Genomic DNA, 15,877 nt, shown 5'->3' with positions numbered 1-15,877 from the left:
ACTTTGGAAAAGGTGTTTTTAAAAACTACAACATGGTGAAAATGAAAATAGCAATTATAGGTGGAGGGGCTTGTGGTGTAGCTGCTTTTGTGGACTTGGTGGTCAGGATATGTGAGGAAAGTATTCAGGATAATACTGAGCTTGTATGGTTTGAAAAGAAAAAAGAACTGGGCTACGGTTTGGCTTTTGGTACTGATCAGAAGGGGCATATACTCAATACGGAAACAAATTTGATGGGTATTTTTTCCCATGAGCCGGGTCATTTTTCTGAATGGATAAAAGAACGTTATCCAAAGCTCTATGAGCAAAATGAGAAGGTCTTTACTCCGAGAAAAGTTTATGGGGAATATCTTTCAGACATGGCTTCACTTTTTATCAAAAAAGCAAAGAAAGAAAAACTTTCAGTAAGTAGAATTGAGGAAGAAGTATGCGAATTGGATTACACCGATGGGATTTATGAATTGTCCTATGGTGAGAGTGAAAAGCTTTGTGCAGATTATGTGATTTTGGCTTTGGGAACTCCGTCTCCCAATACTTATGAGGAGTTGATGCCCTATAATAAATATTACCACAGTCCTTGGCCGGGTGACCCTATAGTAGAAAAAAGTAAGGATGCAGGGACGGTTGGAATCATGGGTACCAGCTTAAGCGGGATTGACTCGGTGATGACCTTGATGGACAACGGATTTGATGGGAAGATTTATATGTTTTCTCCTGATGGTCTGCTACCCAAAGTGCAGCCTTATGAAACCAAGCCTTTTAACCGGAAGTGTTTAACCCTGCCCAATGTACATGAGTATAGACGAAATGCACTAAAAAAACCTTCACTTAAGCAGCTTTACTGGCTTTTTATAAAAGATGTGAAATTGGACTGCCCGGATATGGATTGGCAGATTGAGAGGAGGTTTGGGTATGATGCTTTGACCTTGCTGGAAAAAGACTTGGAATGGGCTGAAAAAGGAGGGGATCCGCTGCTGCGAATGGCCTATGCCCTAAGACATGATGCCTCTACCCTTTGGTCTTGGCTTTCCGAAGAGGATAAGCTGCATTTTCATCAATGGTTGGGGATTCACTGGGGGATTAACAGACATGCTATGCCAATTCAGAATGCTGAAAAACTTCAGAAACTGCTCAAGTCAGGGAAGTTGAAGGTGGTGTCTTGTGTGAGCAAAGCCAAAGCAGTGAGAGATGGAGAGGCTTTTGAACTGAAATCAGATGCAGGGCAGAAATTTGAGATGGATCTTTTGATCAATGCCACAGGAAGTCCTTCAGGACTTGAGCAGATGGATCTGAAATTGGTAAATGGAATGCTTCAGAAAAAGATGCTTCTTCCGTATAAGGCAGGAGGAGCGGTGATCAGCAGCAAAACCATGCAGTCTATGGCCCCTCAGGCCGGATCTGATTTATACGTGACCGGGCACCTGGCCAATGGTATGTTGATGGATGTCAATGCTGTTTGGTTCAATGTGCAGATGATTTCCAAAATGACTGAAGAAATTGTCTGCAGAATGCTGGGGAGTTAAAGATAGAGAGAGGTGATTTTTCTACAGGTTTATATAAGAAAAAAATAACCACAGATCACACAGATAAACACAGATAAAGCTTCGCTTTTCATCTTTCTCCCAGCACCATAAATTTTCTTTATAAGTCCCGACCTTGTCAATAAAAGCAGTTCTAAAACTTGATTTCTATATCGCCGAAGTCATATTTCTATTTATCCCGAATCGCTTTGCTCTCGGGATTTCCGCTTCGCTTCAATTTCGCGCAGCATATATCCATTATCCCGAATTCCTTTGCCCTCAGAATTCCCGCTTCATTTCAATATCGCGCAGCAAATATCTTCTTTATTTCGCCGAAGGCATATTTCAATATATTTCACAAAGTATATATCATTAAGACTTTCTTTCCACCTCCCTCAAATTCTCCAGCTTCTTATTTCTCAGGAATCCATTGATGTCTTCAAAGTGTTCTTTGACCCGCTTATTGCCAAATTCAAACACCTTGTCCGCCAGTCCATCCAGAAAATCCCTATCATGTGAAACCAGTATCAAAGTGCCATCAAAAGCTTTCAACGCATCTTTGATGATGTCCTTGGTCCGCATGTCCAGGTGATTGGTAGGCTCATCGAGAATCAGGAGGTTGACTGGTTCCAATAGAAGCTTAATCATGGCCAGTCTGGTTTTTTCTCCTCCTGAAAGAACTTTGACCTTTTTGTTGATGTCATCTCCTTTGAACATAAAGGCACCCAGGAGGTCTTTGATTTTGGAACGGATTTCTCCTACAGCGATCTGATCAATGGTCTCGAAGATGCTCAGACTTTCGTCCAGGAGAGAGGCTTGGTTTTGGGCAAAATACCCAACCAATGCATTGTGGCCCAATTCGCATTTCCCTTCAAAGTCGATCTCCCCCATGATGGCTTTGATCATGGTGGATTTGCCTTCACCGTTTTTTCCTACGAAAGCGACTTTTTGGCCCTGTGCGATTGTCATGCTGGCATTTTTGAATACCACATGATCACCGTAAGATTTGGTGAGGTCCTCTACGATCACAGGGTATTTTCCGGACCTAGGAGAAGGAGGGAAACGTAGGCGTAGGGCTGAGGTGTCTACCTCATCTACTTCTACAATCTCCAGCTTTTCCAGCATTTTCACCCGGGATTGGACCTGAAGGGTTTTGGAATAAGTGCCCTTGAACCTTTCGATAAATTGGGTTGTCTCGGCTATAAATTTCTGTTGCTCGTCGTACTGCTTTTGTTGTTGCTCGCGCCTTTCTTTCCTCAGCTCCAGGTAATGGGAATATTTGGCCTTGTAGTCATAGATACGTCCCATAGTCACTTCTATGGTCCGGTTGGTGATGTTGTCTACAAACGCACGGTCGTGGGAGATGACCACCACAGCTTTGGCTTTTTCAGTCAAAAATTCCTCCAGCCACTGTATCGATTCTATGTCAAGGTGATTGGTCGGTTCATCCAAAAGGATCAGGTCGGGCTTTTGTAAAAGTATTTTGGCCAGCTCTATCCTCATCCTCCAGCCACCTGAAAATTCGGAAGTAGGCCTTTTAAAATCACTTCTTTCAAATCCAAGGCCCAAAAGCACTTTTTCAACCTCTTCCTCATAATTTACTTCTTCTATGGAATAGAATTTTTCGGAAAGCTCAGATACCCTTTCAATGATTTTGTAGTATTCCTCAGATTCGTAGTCTGTTCTAACAGTAAGTTCTTCGTTGAGCGCATCTATTTCCGTCTTCAGGTCCAGATAGGAAGCAAAGGCTTTGGCTGTCTCGTCAAAAACAGAGCAGTCGTCTGCCGTAAGCAAGTGCTGGGGAAGGTAGGCAATGATGGCATCCTTTGGAGCGGAGACCCCTCCTTTGGAAGGCTTGGTTGCTCCGGCGATGATTTTGAGCATGGTGGATTTTCCTGCACCATTTTTTCCCATCAGAGCGATTTTATCATTGGGATTGATGGAAAAAGATACATCGCTGAACAAAGCATGCCCGCCGTGAATTACTGCAATATTGTCTACTGAAATCATGAGAATTGGAATTGAAGCGGCAAAGGTAAGGAATTGAAAATTTAAAAATTTAAAGATTGTAAAATTAGTAAGGCATGGGATGTTTTATATTGCCTATTTACTCTTTAAGGCCTCTTCGGAACGGTCTTTGCGCAGTTTTGACTGATTAACCAAATAAATGAACAATGAATAACAGAGAAAAATTAGAAAAAATGGATAGGGCGCTGAGGCTGTTGGAAGATTTGAAAAACAGTCAGCAGGCTATGGTAGAAAAAGCTTCTCAGTTACAGTTGGATGCTATGGAATTTAATTTTTCAGATATGGAAAAAAACATGGGAGAATTATTCAGCCGCTACAATGAATCTCTGGATTTTGTCAATCAGGAAATCGAACGGTTTGAAATCAAACGAAATCAATTCGAACAAAAACACGGATTGGATAAAATGGAGGAGGAGTAATCAATTGAAATTCAATTTTTTAACAATTTTACTGGCCGTTTTTTTAATCTTAAATAATAAAGCGCCATCTACCTGTATAGATGGTGCTCCTTTTATTTCTACCCATTGGTCATGACTGGAATTTTTCATAAATGTTTTTCCAAATGGATAGGACGTGCTAATAGTGAGTATCCCGGAGTTATTTTGGTTTTTATAGGAAATCCACTCCAGCCCAATCAGGTATTTTCCATTGATGATGATGTCGTATGGGGTCAAATCGACTTCTAATAGACTGTCCATTTCTTGTGTCAACTCTTGAAGTATCTCCCCATTTTGGGGAAGTAGATCATAGGTTTCATTGTCTAATAATTGAAAAATACTTCATGGACTAATTTTTTTTGAAAAATACGTTTTTGGGTTCTAAGTTGTGAGTTAAAAAACTTTAAGTAATTCGGATTTCTCTATTAAAACCGAAAGTTTCAGGAATTAAAACTTTAATCCCATAGATCCAATTCATACTTGTATCTAAGCAATGCTTTTGTCTTTTGCTTAAATACCTAATTCAAACAAAAAATCAGGACAAAGATCTATGCCATTGTCCCACACCAATGATTGAAACTCTGGATCGATTTTTACTTTTAGAAAATTCTTGGGTTCTTTTAAATCGGCAAATTTAGATTTTGGATTTTCCCCCCATTCTATTAGTTTTTTTTGAAGATCGACATTTCTAATTTCACCTGACTCAAATTTCAAAGTCAATTTGAAAGGTTCAATGTGAATAATATCTATAATAGCATGCATCTTGAATATAATTATTGAAGTGGATCAATTTTTCGTAACTCTGGAAAGTCTGTTTGGGCAGTTTCCCAATTAGCCATCAATTCTTCCTTTCTTAACTCAACCCAGTCTTCTATTAAACGAAGAGCTCTCTTAGGTAGTTCACCTTCTATCAGTTCCCCTGTTTTTATGTTGAAAATGCCTTTATACTCTCCGTATTTTGCATGGAAGTGAGGTGGATTGTGATCTTTGGCAAACATATAAATAACGATTCCATAGAATCTGCTTATTTCAGGCATTTTTCTTTAAAAATAGTAAAAAATACTTTCACCAGAAATTATTTAAACTCAAGAAAAAAACCACTCAGAATTTACCCTGAGCGGTTTTATTTATATTCATCAATTAACTATGAACTATTCTCTCTCTCAAGCCTCAACTCCCAGCACCTTGGCCATAACAGCACAATCCGCCTAAATCAGAAGATGGTGCTTCTTTTATGCCGAAACTTCTACAACCGTGGCTTCGACTTTTTCTCCCTTGTTTTTACTTGGCTGATGAATTGCCTTTCTAAGCACCCAGTAACCCAAAAATCCCGATGTCAGTGAGGCCAAGAGTATCCCCATTTTGGCCTGCTCGATATATATGGGGTTCGTAAATGCCAGTGCATTGATAAATAGGGACATGGTAAAGCCGATGGCGGCCAAAAACGAGGCACCCAAGAGCATTTTGGTATTCAATCTATCCGGAATCCTGAACCATCCCAGTTTTAGGCCCAGCATGCACAAGCCGTAGATCCCGATGACTTTTCCAAACACCAGTCCAAAGCTTACCCCCATCGCAATGGGACTGCTGATCATTTCCATCCAGTTACTGTCCAATACTACACCTGCATTGGCCAAGGCAAAGACGGGCATGACAAAAAACTCCACCAAGCCATGCATGTTTCGCTCCAGTCTCTGCAAAGGGGAGATTGATGCTTTGGAAACCCTTTTGATTTCTCCGATAATGTTTTCTTCCTCACTGGACAAAAGATATTTTTCATCTCTTGCTTTGTTGGCTATCTTGAATTTGGAAGCAAGTTGATTGATATTGTCCAGGTAATTGGACTTGTCAATTCTCCGGTCTGCGGGGATGGCAAATGCTGCCAGCACAGCAGCGACTGTAGCATGAACTCCGGAGAGTAAGGTTGCTAACCATACTCCTCCAATTCCCAAAATCGCAAAAATTAAGACTCTTCTGATACCCATTTTATTTAGGGCAAACATCAAGGCCAATATGATCGCTCCTATAGTAAGGTTGACCAAGGAAATTTCAGAGGTATAAAATATAGCTACGATCAGCACAGCGCCCAAATCATCTATAATGGCTAGAGCTGTTAAAAATACCTTTAACTGAACCGGAACTTTAGGCCCCAATAAATACAGTACTCCCAAAGCAAATGCAATATCCGTAGCCATAGGAATACCCCAGCCTCTCATTACCTCTGTTGAGCCTCCGGCATTGATAGATAGGTATATCAAAGCAGGAATTACCATTCCCCCTATTGCGCCGACTATCGGCATCAATACGTTTTTGGGGGTAGATAATTCCCCAGCTAAAATTTCCCTTTTCAACTCCAGCCCAATGACAAAGAAGAATATTGACATCAGACCATCATTTATCCACAGCAACAAGGGTTTTTCAACTACAAAGCTACCTAGGCTGAATCCAATACTTTGACTCAATAACCATTGAGTATAGGCTTGCGCTGGAGAATTGGCCAATATTAAAGCCAATGCAGCTGAGAAAAATAGCAAAAAGGAGCTGAATGTGCTATTCTTGATAAACCGCATCATGGGGTCCAGCATATTGATTTTTAGCATGTGAGTAGTCATGACTTTGCCTTTAATGGGTTGAATAACTTGGGTTTGAGCAAAATCTTACGGACTGTATTAAAAAAAGGATAGGAGGAAAAGTCTCGCTTTTGACTTATCCTTCCTGTTGAGATATAGTTCTAGACGTTAGAAATGAATAGAATTATAGGAAAATGATTTTCAGATAAATCGAGTATAAAATGAAAAAATATAGAAATGAACAGCTAATTATATTGTTTTAACTGTTCATAAAAATAAAAAAATAAAAGCCACCTAAGAACAGATTCTTAAGTGGCTTTTAAGCATTTGTGAAAATATATTAATCTTTTTTATGATTTGTATAATTAGGCTTCAACTCCCAATACCCTCGCCATTACAGCTCCGATTTCGGCAGGTGATTCAGCTACGTGAATACCGTTTTCGGCCATGATACGCATCTTAGCAGCAGCAGTATCATCAGCACCGCCAATGATGGCACCTGCATGACCCATTCTACGTCCCGGAGGTGCAGTCTGTCCTGCGATAAAGCCTACCACTGGTTTTTTATTCCCGTTTTCCCTGATCCATTTGGCAGCTTCTGCCTCATAGTTTCCGCCGATTTCACCGATCATAACGATTGCGTCAGTTTCCGGATCTTCCATCAACAACTGAACGGCGTCTTTGGTAGAAGAACCAATGATTGGATCACCGCCAATACCGATAGCTGTAGATACACCCAAACCGGCTTTTGCGATCTGGTCAGCTGCTTCATAAGTCAAAGTTCCTGATTTGGATACAATACCCACTCTGCCTTGCTTGAATACAAAACCTGGCATAATGCCTACTTTGGCTTCTCCCGGAGTGATGACTCCCGGACAATTTGGACCGATCAAGGTAGCGCCCCTTTCCTTGATGTAAGGCTTCGCCTTCATCATGTCAGCCACAGGAATACCCTCAGTGATAGCTATGATAACTTTTATACCTGCATCTGCGGCTTCCATGATAGCATCTGCTGCAAAGGCCGGCGGAACAAAAATAATGGAAGTATTAGCACCTGTTTTTTCAACAGCCTCTTCCACAGAATTGAAGACTGGTTTTTCCAAATGGGTAGAACCACCTTTGCCGGGAGTAACCCCGCCAACGACATTGGTTCCGTATTCTATCATCTGCTGCGCATGGAATGAACCTTCAGATCCGGTGAAGCCCTGCACAATTACTTTTGAATCCTTATTTACTAAAACACTCATGTTTTGATTTTTAAAGTTTCGACAAAAATAAAAGATTAAGCCCGTTGACAAAAAGAAAAGGGAAACAATATCCAATTAATTTACAGTGTGCCTATCTTTTTATAATTTAGACGGTATTTAATTAACAAATGAGAAAATCCCTTTTCCTCTTTATTGCATTTTTGTTTTTTCATACCGGGTATGCTCAGGTATTCCAATTTAACCGACTAATCAAAGGTTTGGATTTACCTTCCGACAATGTATTTGACATGGTTCAGGATGATGAGGGTAAAATGTGGTTCAATACAGGAGCGGGTGTTTTTTATTCAGATGGTTTTTCCACATACGGATTGCCAGATTATATAGTAGATTCTCTTTCAGATAAGATTGGGCTTTTGAAGGATGGAGAAGGTAAAATCTGGATTTATAATCAGACGGGGCCGCTGAAGGCTTATTTTTTGGAAGGGTCAGAATGGGTTGAAGTCAATTTTCCCAAAAGTATCCAAGATTTGGCCTCTCCGCTTCATGTTCAGTTGTTTGTGAAGGGCAAAGCAAAGCAAAAAGCGATTATTCTTCAGTCAGAAGGGCTTTTGGCATTTCAGAAAGATGATACTTGGGATACCAAACAAATACCTTACTCAGAATTAGGGTTATTTCAGTCTGTTTTTCCCTTAGAGGAAGGACATTTACTCCTTTTTAGAAACGGATCGCTGCTGCTCAAAGACGGTGAATTGTCTGATTTTCATTTCAAAGGTCTTGAACTTCCGGCTCCAGTAAGCCACATAGCCTTCAATGATCACGATGAAAGGTTTTATTTTCTGGGGAAAGACTTTTTAGCTTCTGGCCTAGCGTATGATCAAGCGGATCAATTCCACCATACTGGTTTTGTGCGTAATATTTACAGTCTTTTGGATTACAGTGGCCTCCAAATAATCGAGGGGGATATTTATTACCATTACAATTCCCACTTGCACCACTTGAACCCTGAATCAGGGGGCATGTTGGTGATTGACGCATTTGACGAATTGAAGTCTTATAATATATATCACGCATTGGTTGATAGGGAAAACATTCTCTGGATAGGATCCCATAGAGGAGTGCTCAATATCAAATCCCTAAGATTTCAGAATTTTAAATCCGGCCTTCTTTTGGATGATGAAGTGACTGCTCTGCTGGAGTTTGAGGAAGGTAAATTTATACTTGGATTTAATAATGGAATTCAGATTCTACAAGGGAAGCAATCCCAGGTTGTCATTGAAGATCAAAATTTACGTGGTCAGCCAAGAAACAGGATCACCAATTTTTCAAAGGACAGGAACGGAATTATTTGGTTTTCTTCAAATCTTGAAGGCCTGGGAAGGTTTGAACCACAGAGTCGGACAATTGAATACGCTCCAAGTCCATTGGATAAGTTTGTTACAGCGGTAGCTGCCATAGGTGACTCTTTGTTTGTGGTGAGTAGGGACAGGGTCTACCTTTCATCTATCCACGCCTCCGTCAAGGAGCATTTTAACAATGATATTACTAGGTTTTTCACAGCCAAGCTTGAACAAGAGGAAGTTTTTTTCAGAAAAGTGGATAAGCTTAAAGATGGGCGCATGGTTTTTATGCAGGGGAGCAATAGTGCCTTAAAAAATGGTATTATTGAATTTGAAGACATGGTATCTGTTGTGGGCTTTGATTTTTTGGACATGAAAGACTCTGTGCTTTATGGAACAGAAACGGGGCTCAGGATATGGAAGAATAATAGCTTTAAACTTTGGGAGGTAAATGGCCAGGTAATCCAAAGGCCTGTTTATGCGCTTTTAAAAGATTCCAAAGGAAATATCTGGGCAGGGACAGATAAGGGAGTTTACAAATACGATGGTCAGACGATCAGGAATTTGGATGAGAAGAGTGGCTTGTCCGGATCAGAGATCAATAGAGGAGCCTTTAAAGAAGGGAGTGATGGGCGGATTTATATCGGGACGCAAAGAGGTTTGTCTATTTACGACCCAGAGGAAGATAAGAGGTGGAATTTCCAACCTAAAGTCAAGATGGGAGGAATTAGTTTTTTGAATGCTCCTGAACAAAACTTTGATTTAAGAAAAATTCCATTTGAGCAAAATTCCATCAAAATAGATTTTGATGCGGTCACTTTTCTCCAGGTGGATGATTTGGTTCTCAAATATAAACTGGAGGGCTATCATGAAGGTTGGATGGAGCTGGTTAATCCTAGAGACAATTCTTTGATTTTCAATAATCTTCCAGCCGGAGATTACCAACTTTTTTTGAGAGCTGGTTTAAGAGGCTTGGATTTTTCCGAAGTGGTACTATCAGAAAAATTCACCATTCGTAAGCCGCTCTATCTGCAAACATGGTTTGTAATTTTGGTTCTCCTGGTATTTCTGGGAATTGGGTTTTTGTTCAGTGTATTTCTAAGTCAGCTTAAGCGTCATGGGGCTTTGAAACAGAAAATCGACCAAAAAACCGAAGAAGCGAAAGTCAGTGATGATCAATTTAGAAATGTTTGGAAAAGCTCTCAGGACGGATTGGTACTTTCTGTAGAGGGAGGAAAGGTGATGTTTGCGAACCCTGCAATGGCCCAACTGGCAGGGGTAGACTTGCAGACTATCAAAGATCCTACCGTTTCTGATTTATTTACTGATCCTGATTATTACTTTGACAAAAGAGGGATGATGCTCGAAAAAATAAAAGAAAATCCCGGTACCCCCGTTAAGTTCGATTTAAAAATGCCTTTTAAGGCTGGGGTGAAGGATGTGGAGTTTTACATTACAAAACTAAGTGCACCTATTGAAGGGAAGGCTGTGTTCCTCAGTGTATTCAGGGATATAACAGACAAAAAGAAATATGAAAAGAGTTTGGAAATAGCTAAGGAAAAGGCAGAGGAGTCAAGCCGGCTTAAGTCCAGTTTTCTTTCTAATATGAGCCACGAAATCAGGACTCCACTCAATGGAATTCTTGGAACCGCTGAGAATATCATTATGGAAAGGCAGGAAGATGCAGCATTGATCAGTCAACTTGAAATCATCCATGAATCAGGAGAAAGACTTTTGCAAACTATCAACAGTATTCTTGACCTTTCAAAAATAGAGGCGAACAAAATGGAAGTGCTTTACAGAGAGACCAACTTGAATGATTTTCTCAGCAAATTGCTGGTTCCACTAAAGCCATTGGCATTGAAGAAGGGACTCTTGATCAGAGCCAAATACGAAACCAAGCCTTTTATTGCAGCAACAGATCAGCGGTACTTTGAGATGATTGTCAATAATCTGGTAGGCAATGCCATCAAGTATTCGGAAAAAGGTGTCATCACCATTACACTGAAATCGGAATCAGACAAAATTTATCTGGAAGTCAAGGACGAAGGTGTAGGAATCAATGAAGAATTCTTAGGGAAACTATTTGAGCCCTTTGAACAGGAGAGTAGGGGGTACGGCAGGTCATTTGAAGGTACGGGACTAGGTTTGGTTATTACCAAAAACCTTGTTCAGTTGATGAAGGGTGAGATCAAAGTGAAAAGTAAAAAAGGGCAGGGGACCTCTGTGATAGTTTTCTTGCCTGTTGATCCAAATTGATTTTTGAAATTAGATTAAACTAGTAATTTGCACCTTATTATAGACTAGAAATATGTTTCCACTCAGGATTTTAATTACAGAAGATGATCATGTATCAGCGCTTCTGCTCAAAAAAGCACTGGAAAAAAACAACCACCAGATTATTGGTATTTCTGATTCGGGAGAGCGCGCATTGGAAATTTTGGAAGAGAATCCTGCAGATATAGTCATGATGGATATCAATCTGGCCGGAGAGCTGGACGGTATTCGTACTACTGAAATTATCAACGAAAAGTATGATATCCCGGTGGTTTATCTCAGTGCAAGTTCAGATGCAGAAACCCTGTCAAAGGTAGTGGGAACCAATCCTTCTGCTTATGTAATCAAGCCTTTTAATATCAGGGAGCTGAATATGGTGATTGAGTTGGCCATATTCAAAGACAGGAAGGAAAAGGAGCTTCAGAAGCTTAACAATGAATTAGAGGAAAAAGTAAAGCAAAGAACTGCAGATCTGGCTGAAGCAAATAAGGAATTGACAAGGGCTTTGGAAAAAGAAAGGGAGATAGGTGAACTTAAGTCCAGGATTGTACTCAATGTATCGCATGGGTTTAAAACACCTTTGACCTCTATCCTGAGTTCTGCCCAACTGCTGCAGAAGTATGCTGAAAAGGAGCATCCTTTCAAGGCCAAGATCATGAAGCATGCAGACAAAATCGAAAATTCAGTACGAAGCTTGAACAGCCTGCTGACATCTGTGTTGTTTTTCGGAAAAGCCGATGCCAATAAGATTGATTATAAGCCTCATAAGATGTTTTTGATGGCCATGTTCAACGAGGTAGTAGATGTGGTCAAAGCAGGCAGTGAAAATGACGTGAAGATTAATTTTACTCAAGGCAAACTGCCCAAAACCATTTTTTCTGATCACGATCTACTTTATCAGATTTTCGAAAACCTGCTTTCCAACGCAGTAAAATACTCGAAAGATGGCCAAATTGTGAGTTTTGAAGTCTTTGAAGAAGAGGGAGTCCTGAAAGGAATCATCAAAGATCAAGGAATTGGTATACCTGAAAAGGAACATGATCAGCTCTTTGACCGTTTTTTTAGAGCAAAGAATGTAGGCATCATTGAAGGCTCAGGCCTGGGCTTGTCTATCGTGAAAAAATGCATCGATGTACTGAAAGGAGAAATTACATTTGAAAGCAAACCCGGAAAAGGAACAACTTTCTATGTGAGTATTCCATTAACCAAATAAACATGCTTGAAGCAAAAAACCTAGAATTCTATTATCAAAAAAACCAACCCTTTAAAATCCCTGATATCCATCTCAAGCAGGGGGAACAGTTGCTGATTATCGGTAAATCAGGAAGCGGCAAAACCACCATTTTAAATATGCTTGGAGGCTTGCTGAAGCCAATTAAGGGGGAAATAATCATTGACGGAACCTCCCTGTACTCGCTTTCAGGAGCTAAGTTGGATAAATTTAGAGGCAAGAATATCGGAATCATTTTTCAAAAGCCACATATACTTGCCCCCCTCACTGTAGAAGAAAATTTGAAGCTGGCTAATTTTTTTTCAGGAAAAAGTAATAGTAAAATCACAGGTTTACTGGCTGAGTTGGGTATCTCAGAAAAGCGGACTTCCAAAGTGAATACATTATCTGAAGGAGAGGCACAACGTGTTTCCATAGCCCGTGCTCTGGCCAATAGTCCAAAAGTTATTCTTGCAGATGAACCCACGGCAAGCCTGGATGATGCCAATGCTGCCAATGTGGTAAAGCTATTAAAAGAGCAGGCCGAAAAATTTAAAGCTGCATTGGTCATTGTTACTCACGACCAAAGAGTAAAGGATCATATTGCTAATCAGATAACGATGGGAGGTTTATCATGAACATGTTGAAATTGAGTTGGAAGTATTTGGTAGCAAAGCCAATGAATACTGGGTTGAATATTCTTCTACTGGCACTTGGACTTGCAATAATTACTGTGCTGATTTTGATTCAGGATCAGTTCGAGAATAAAATGACCAAAGACTCCAAAGGAATTGATCTTGTAGTTGGTGCCAAAGGAAGTCCTTTGCAGTTGATACTTTCCAGCGTATATCACATAGATTTTCCCACGGGGAATATAGACCTGGATGAGGCTGTTGGCCTGACCCGAAATAGATTGGTGAAGAATATCATACCTCTTGGTCTTGGAGATAATTATCAGGGCTATAGAATAGTAGGTACAAATTATGACTATTTGGATCTATATGAAGCCCAAGTCCAGGAAGGAGAAAAATGGGTGAAACCCTTTGATGTAGTCCTAGGTTATGAAGTGGCTACAAAATTAGAACTGAAAGTTGGGGATAATTTTATAGGCTCCCACGGGATTGGCAGTAGCAGCCATGAGCATGATGAGCACCCGTATACAGTAACGGGAATCTTGGAGCCCAAGAATAATGTACTCGATAAGCTTGTATTGACAAGTGTAGAATCGGTTTGGTATACTCATGATGAAGAGCATGATCATGAGATATTTGAAAATGCTGTTGCGACTACAGGTTTCCCGGACCCAGGTGATGAGGATAGAGAGCTCACCTCCCTGCTGATCCAATACCGTAACCCCATGGCAGCCGTTCAACTGCCTAGAATGATCAACAGCAGAACAGCCCTTCAGGCTGCCTCTCCTTCTTTCGAAATATCCAGACTTTTTGAATTGTTGGGAATTGGAGTAAAGTTGATACAGGGGCTAGCTTTGGTGATCATCGTCATTGCAGGCCTTAGTATTTTTATTGCGCTGTACAATTCTCTAAAAGAAAGAAAATACGATCTGGCAGTGATGAGGACCCTGGGAGCATCTAGCGGTCAGCTATTCTTCCATATTATACTTGAAGGGGTGATTCTTACTTTTATAGGGGCCTTGGTGGGAATTGCTATGGGGCACCTTTTTCTAGGTATCATCGTTATGCAGAATGAACAGGGGGCTATTAGTAGTTTGAGTGCTGCAGTATTCTTGGTAGAAGAACTGTATATTCTGGGCTATGCTGTTGGAGTAGGGGTTTTAGCCTCTCTTATACCAGCTTGGAACGCTTATCAAACAGATATTGCCAAGCAGCTGACCAATTCGTAAAATTGAAAATTAAATCAAGCATTGAACATGAATCAACCACATATGTCAATTAAGAAAATTGGATTGTCTTTTTTGTTTCTCTTATTTATAGGTTCCACTTGGGCGCAATCTTCCCAAAATGTCTGGAGAGATCTGTCAGAGGTGACCTACAAAATCGGTCAAGATGAATTTGGAGAATTATATATTCCGGTCTTTGGAGATAAGATTAAAAATCTCGAAGGAAAGACTGTAGAAGCTGATGGATATATTATCCCTTTTGAGGGTATGTTCAAGCCTGAGCACATCATCCTTTCTTCCTTGCCTTTGGCAGAATGTTTTTTCTGTGGATCGGGTGGTCCGGAAACAGTCATGGAAGTGTTGATGAAAAATCCGATTAAATACACCTCAAAAAGGGTTAAGGTAAGGGGGACACTTACCCTCAATGATTCTGACCCGGAAAAGCTGATGTATATATTGAAAAATGCAGAATTGCTTACAAACTAAAAAAAAGCTCTCAGGTTTGAGAGCTTTTTTGTTCCATCTTCGCAAAAGCAGACATCAGCTTTTGGGTTTCAGGACCAACTTTACCAATGCCAATTGCTTTCTCGCCTACCTTGGTTACAGGCAATATTTTTTTGGTTGTGGAGGTGATAAATGCTTCATCAGCTTGCAGCAATTCTTCATAGGAAATAGGCCTGATAGCTACGTTTTTTGCCAGTTCCAATACCCTTTTGCGGGTAATCCCATGTAGAATATGCTTGTCAGGAGTGGCTATTTCCCCGTTTTTTATGATGAAAATATTGGATCTTGAACTTTCTGAAATATAACCGTTCATATGGTATAGTACATCTTCAGCACCTTCTTGTTTCCAGATTTTACTATGCCATACCGGAAAAGCGTAGTTGGTGGTTTTGATATCTGCAATATACCGGACATGCTCAATGGGTAAGAGTTTGATCCCTGCTTCATATTTTTCTTTGGGAGGAAAATCCAAATCCTCGTTGAATATAAAAAGGCTGCCATCCGTAGGAGAAAAATGGTTTTCCGAAACCCCACCACTCAACAGCATCCTGATGCCTCCGTCGGAAAGGTTATTTTTCTCAATCAATTCCAGAATGATCTGCTTCAACTCCTCTTTTGAGTAATTGAGTGTCAAGTGGGTTTTTTCTGCAGACCTGATAAACCTATCCAAATAGTCACTTAAAAAAAGCGGGGCGTAGTTGGACGTTCTGAAAAAATCAAAAATACCATAGCCTCTGATAAGACCTATGTCCATAGGGTGAATGCTGGCTTCAGCTGCAGGGATGATCTGATCTTTTGCAAAGCAAAACTGTTTCATAATAGGGTTTTATTAGCAATGCTAAAAATAGTGATTCATGAATAATCGACACCCTTTTATAAAAGAAAATATTTTGATTCGAAAATCACCCAATATTTTTAGGTTTTAGTT

The 15,877-nt window shown here is 40.3% G+C and carries 14 protein-coding genes; 7 read left to right on the top strand and 7 right to left on the bottom strand.

Annotation, left to right across the window (positions count from 1 at the left end):
• Positions 1–41 precede the first annotated feature (41 nt).
• Complete coding sequence (locus A33Q_RS17595; protein ID WP_040490641.1) at positions 42–1,523, top strand: FAD/NAD(P)-binding protein; 1,482 nt, start codon at positions 42–44, stop codon at positions 1,521–1,523.
• Between the two features lie 369 nt (positions 1,524–1,892).
• Here A33Q_RS17595 and A33Q_RS17590 read toward each other — a convergent pair whose 3' ends face one another.
• Complete coding sequence (locus A33Q_RS17590) at positions 1,893–3,530, bottom strand: ABC-F family ATP-binding cassette domain-containing protein (protein ID WP_009035403.1); 1,638 nt, start codon at positions 3,528–3,530, stop codon at positions 1,893–1,895.
• Positions 3,531–3,694: 164 nt separating this feature from the next.
• On the opposite strand from A33Q_RS17590, the gene A33Q_RS17585 reads away from it, so the two are divergent.
• The gene (locus A33Q_RS17585) at positions 3,695–3,967 is read left to right on the top strand and encodes a hypothetical protein (RefSeq protein ID WP_009035404.1); all 273 of its coding nucleotides are present in this window, start codon (positions 3,695–3,697) and stop codon (positions 3,965–3,967) included.
• On the opposite strand, the gene A33Q_RS17580 is transcribed toward A33Q_RS17585, so the two are convergent.
• From A33Q_RS17580 to sucD, 5 genes are all read right to left on the bottom strand, one after another.
• On the bottom strand, positions 3,968–4,246 hold the full coding sequence (locus tag A33Q_RS17580) for a hypothetical protein (RefSeq protein ID WP_009035405.1): 279 nt from the start codon (positions 4,244–4,246) through the stop codon (positions 3,968–3,970).
• Between the two features lie 249 nt (positions 4,247–4,495).
• A complete protein-coding gene (locus A33Q_RS17575; RefSeq protein WP_009035406.1) occupies positions 4,496–4,747 on the bottom strand; it encodes a DUF2442 domain-containing protein in 252 nt (83 codons plus the stop codon).
• Positions 4,748–4,758: 11 nt separating this feature from the next.
• The gene (locus A33Q_RS17570) at positions 4,759–5,022 is read right to left on the bottom strand and encodes a DUF4160 domain-containing protein (protein WP_009035407.1); all 264 of its coding nucleotides are present in this window, start codon (positions 5,020–5,022) and stop codon (positions 4,759–4,761) included.
• A 195-nt stretch (positions 5,023–5,217) separates the two neighbouring features.
• Complete coding sequence (gene nhaA / locus A33Q_RS17565) at positions 5,218–6,597, bottom strand: Na+/H+ antiporter NhaA (RefSeq protein ID WP_040490631.1); 1,380 nt, start codon at positions 6,595–6,597, stop codon at positions 5,218–5,220.
• Positions 6,598–6,920: 323 nt separating this feature from the next.
• Entirely contained in the window at positions 6,921–7,802 is an 882-nt protein-coding gene (gene sucD / locus A33Q_RS17560) for a succinate--CoA ligase subunit alpha (RefSeq protein ID WP_009035409.1), read from the bottom strand.
• 128 nt (positions 7,803–7,930) lie between these two features.
• On the opposite strand from sucD, the gene A33Q_RS17555 reads away from it, so the two are divergent.
• Genes A33Q_RS17555 through A33Q_RS17535 form a run of 5 tightly spaced genes read left to right on the top strand, consistent with a single transcriptional unit; the run spans position 7,931 to position 14,931 of the window.
• Positions 7,931–11,359 carry an ATP-binding protein gene (locus A33Q_RS17555; protein WP_009035410.1) on the top strand — a complete coding sequence of 1,143 codons (3,429 nt, stop codon included), beginning with the start codon at positions 7,931–7,933 and terminating at the stop codon, positions 11,357–11,359.
• A 52-nt stretch (positions 11,360–11,411) separates the two neighbouring features.
• The gene (locus A33Q_RS17550; RefSeq protein ID WP_009035411.1) at positions 11,412–12,590 is read left to right on the top strand and encodes a hybrid sensor histidine kinase/response regulator; all 1,179 of its coding nucleotides are present in this window, start codon (positions 11,412–11,414) and stop codon (positions 12,588–12,590) included.
• Between the two features lie 2 nt (positions 12,591–12,592).
• Positions 12,593–13,225 carry an ABC transporter ATP-binding protein gene (locus A33Q_RS17545; protein WP_009035412.1) on the top strand — a complete coding sequence of 211 codons (633 nt, stop codon included), beginning with the start codon at positions 12,593–12,595 and terminating at the stop codon, positions 13,223–13,225.
• Positions 13,222–14,448, top strand: a complete 1,227-nt coding sequence (locus A33Q_RS17540) for an ABC transporter permease (RefSeq protein ID WP_009035413.1) — start codon at positions 13,222–13,224, stop codon at positions 14,446–14,448. Before A33Q_RS17545 ends, A33Q_RS17540 begins: the two co-directional genes overlap by 4 nt.
• A gap of 42 nt (positions 14,449–14,490) precedes the next feature.
• Positions 14,491–14,931 (top strand): hypothetical protein, encoded by a 441-nt coding sequence (locus A33Q_RS17535; RefSeq protein WP_016255485.1) that lies wholly within the window; start codon positions 14,491–14,493, stop codon positions 14,929–14,931.
• 10 nt (positions 14,932–14,941) lie between these two features.
• On the opposite strand, the gene A33Q_RS17530 is transcribed toward A33Q_RS17535, so the two are convergent.
• The gene (locus A33Q_RS17530) at positions 14,942–15,766 is read right to left on the bottom strand and encodes an aminotransferase class IV (RefSeq protein ID WP_009035415.1); all 825 of its coding nucleotides are present in this window, start codon (positions 15,764–15,766) and stop codon (positions 14,942–14,944) included.
• Between the last annotated feature and the right edge of the window lie 111 nt (positions 15,767–15,877).

It is taken from the genome of Indibacter alkaliphilus LW1, assembly GCF_000295935.2.
GTDB classification, from domain to species: Bacteria; Bacteroidota; Bacteroidia; order Cytophagales; family Cyclobacteriaceae; genus Indibacter; species Indibacter alkaliphilus.
Note: the sequence above shows the minus strand (reverse complement) of the source record. Positions and strands in the feature narration are given on the sequence as shown.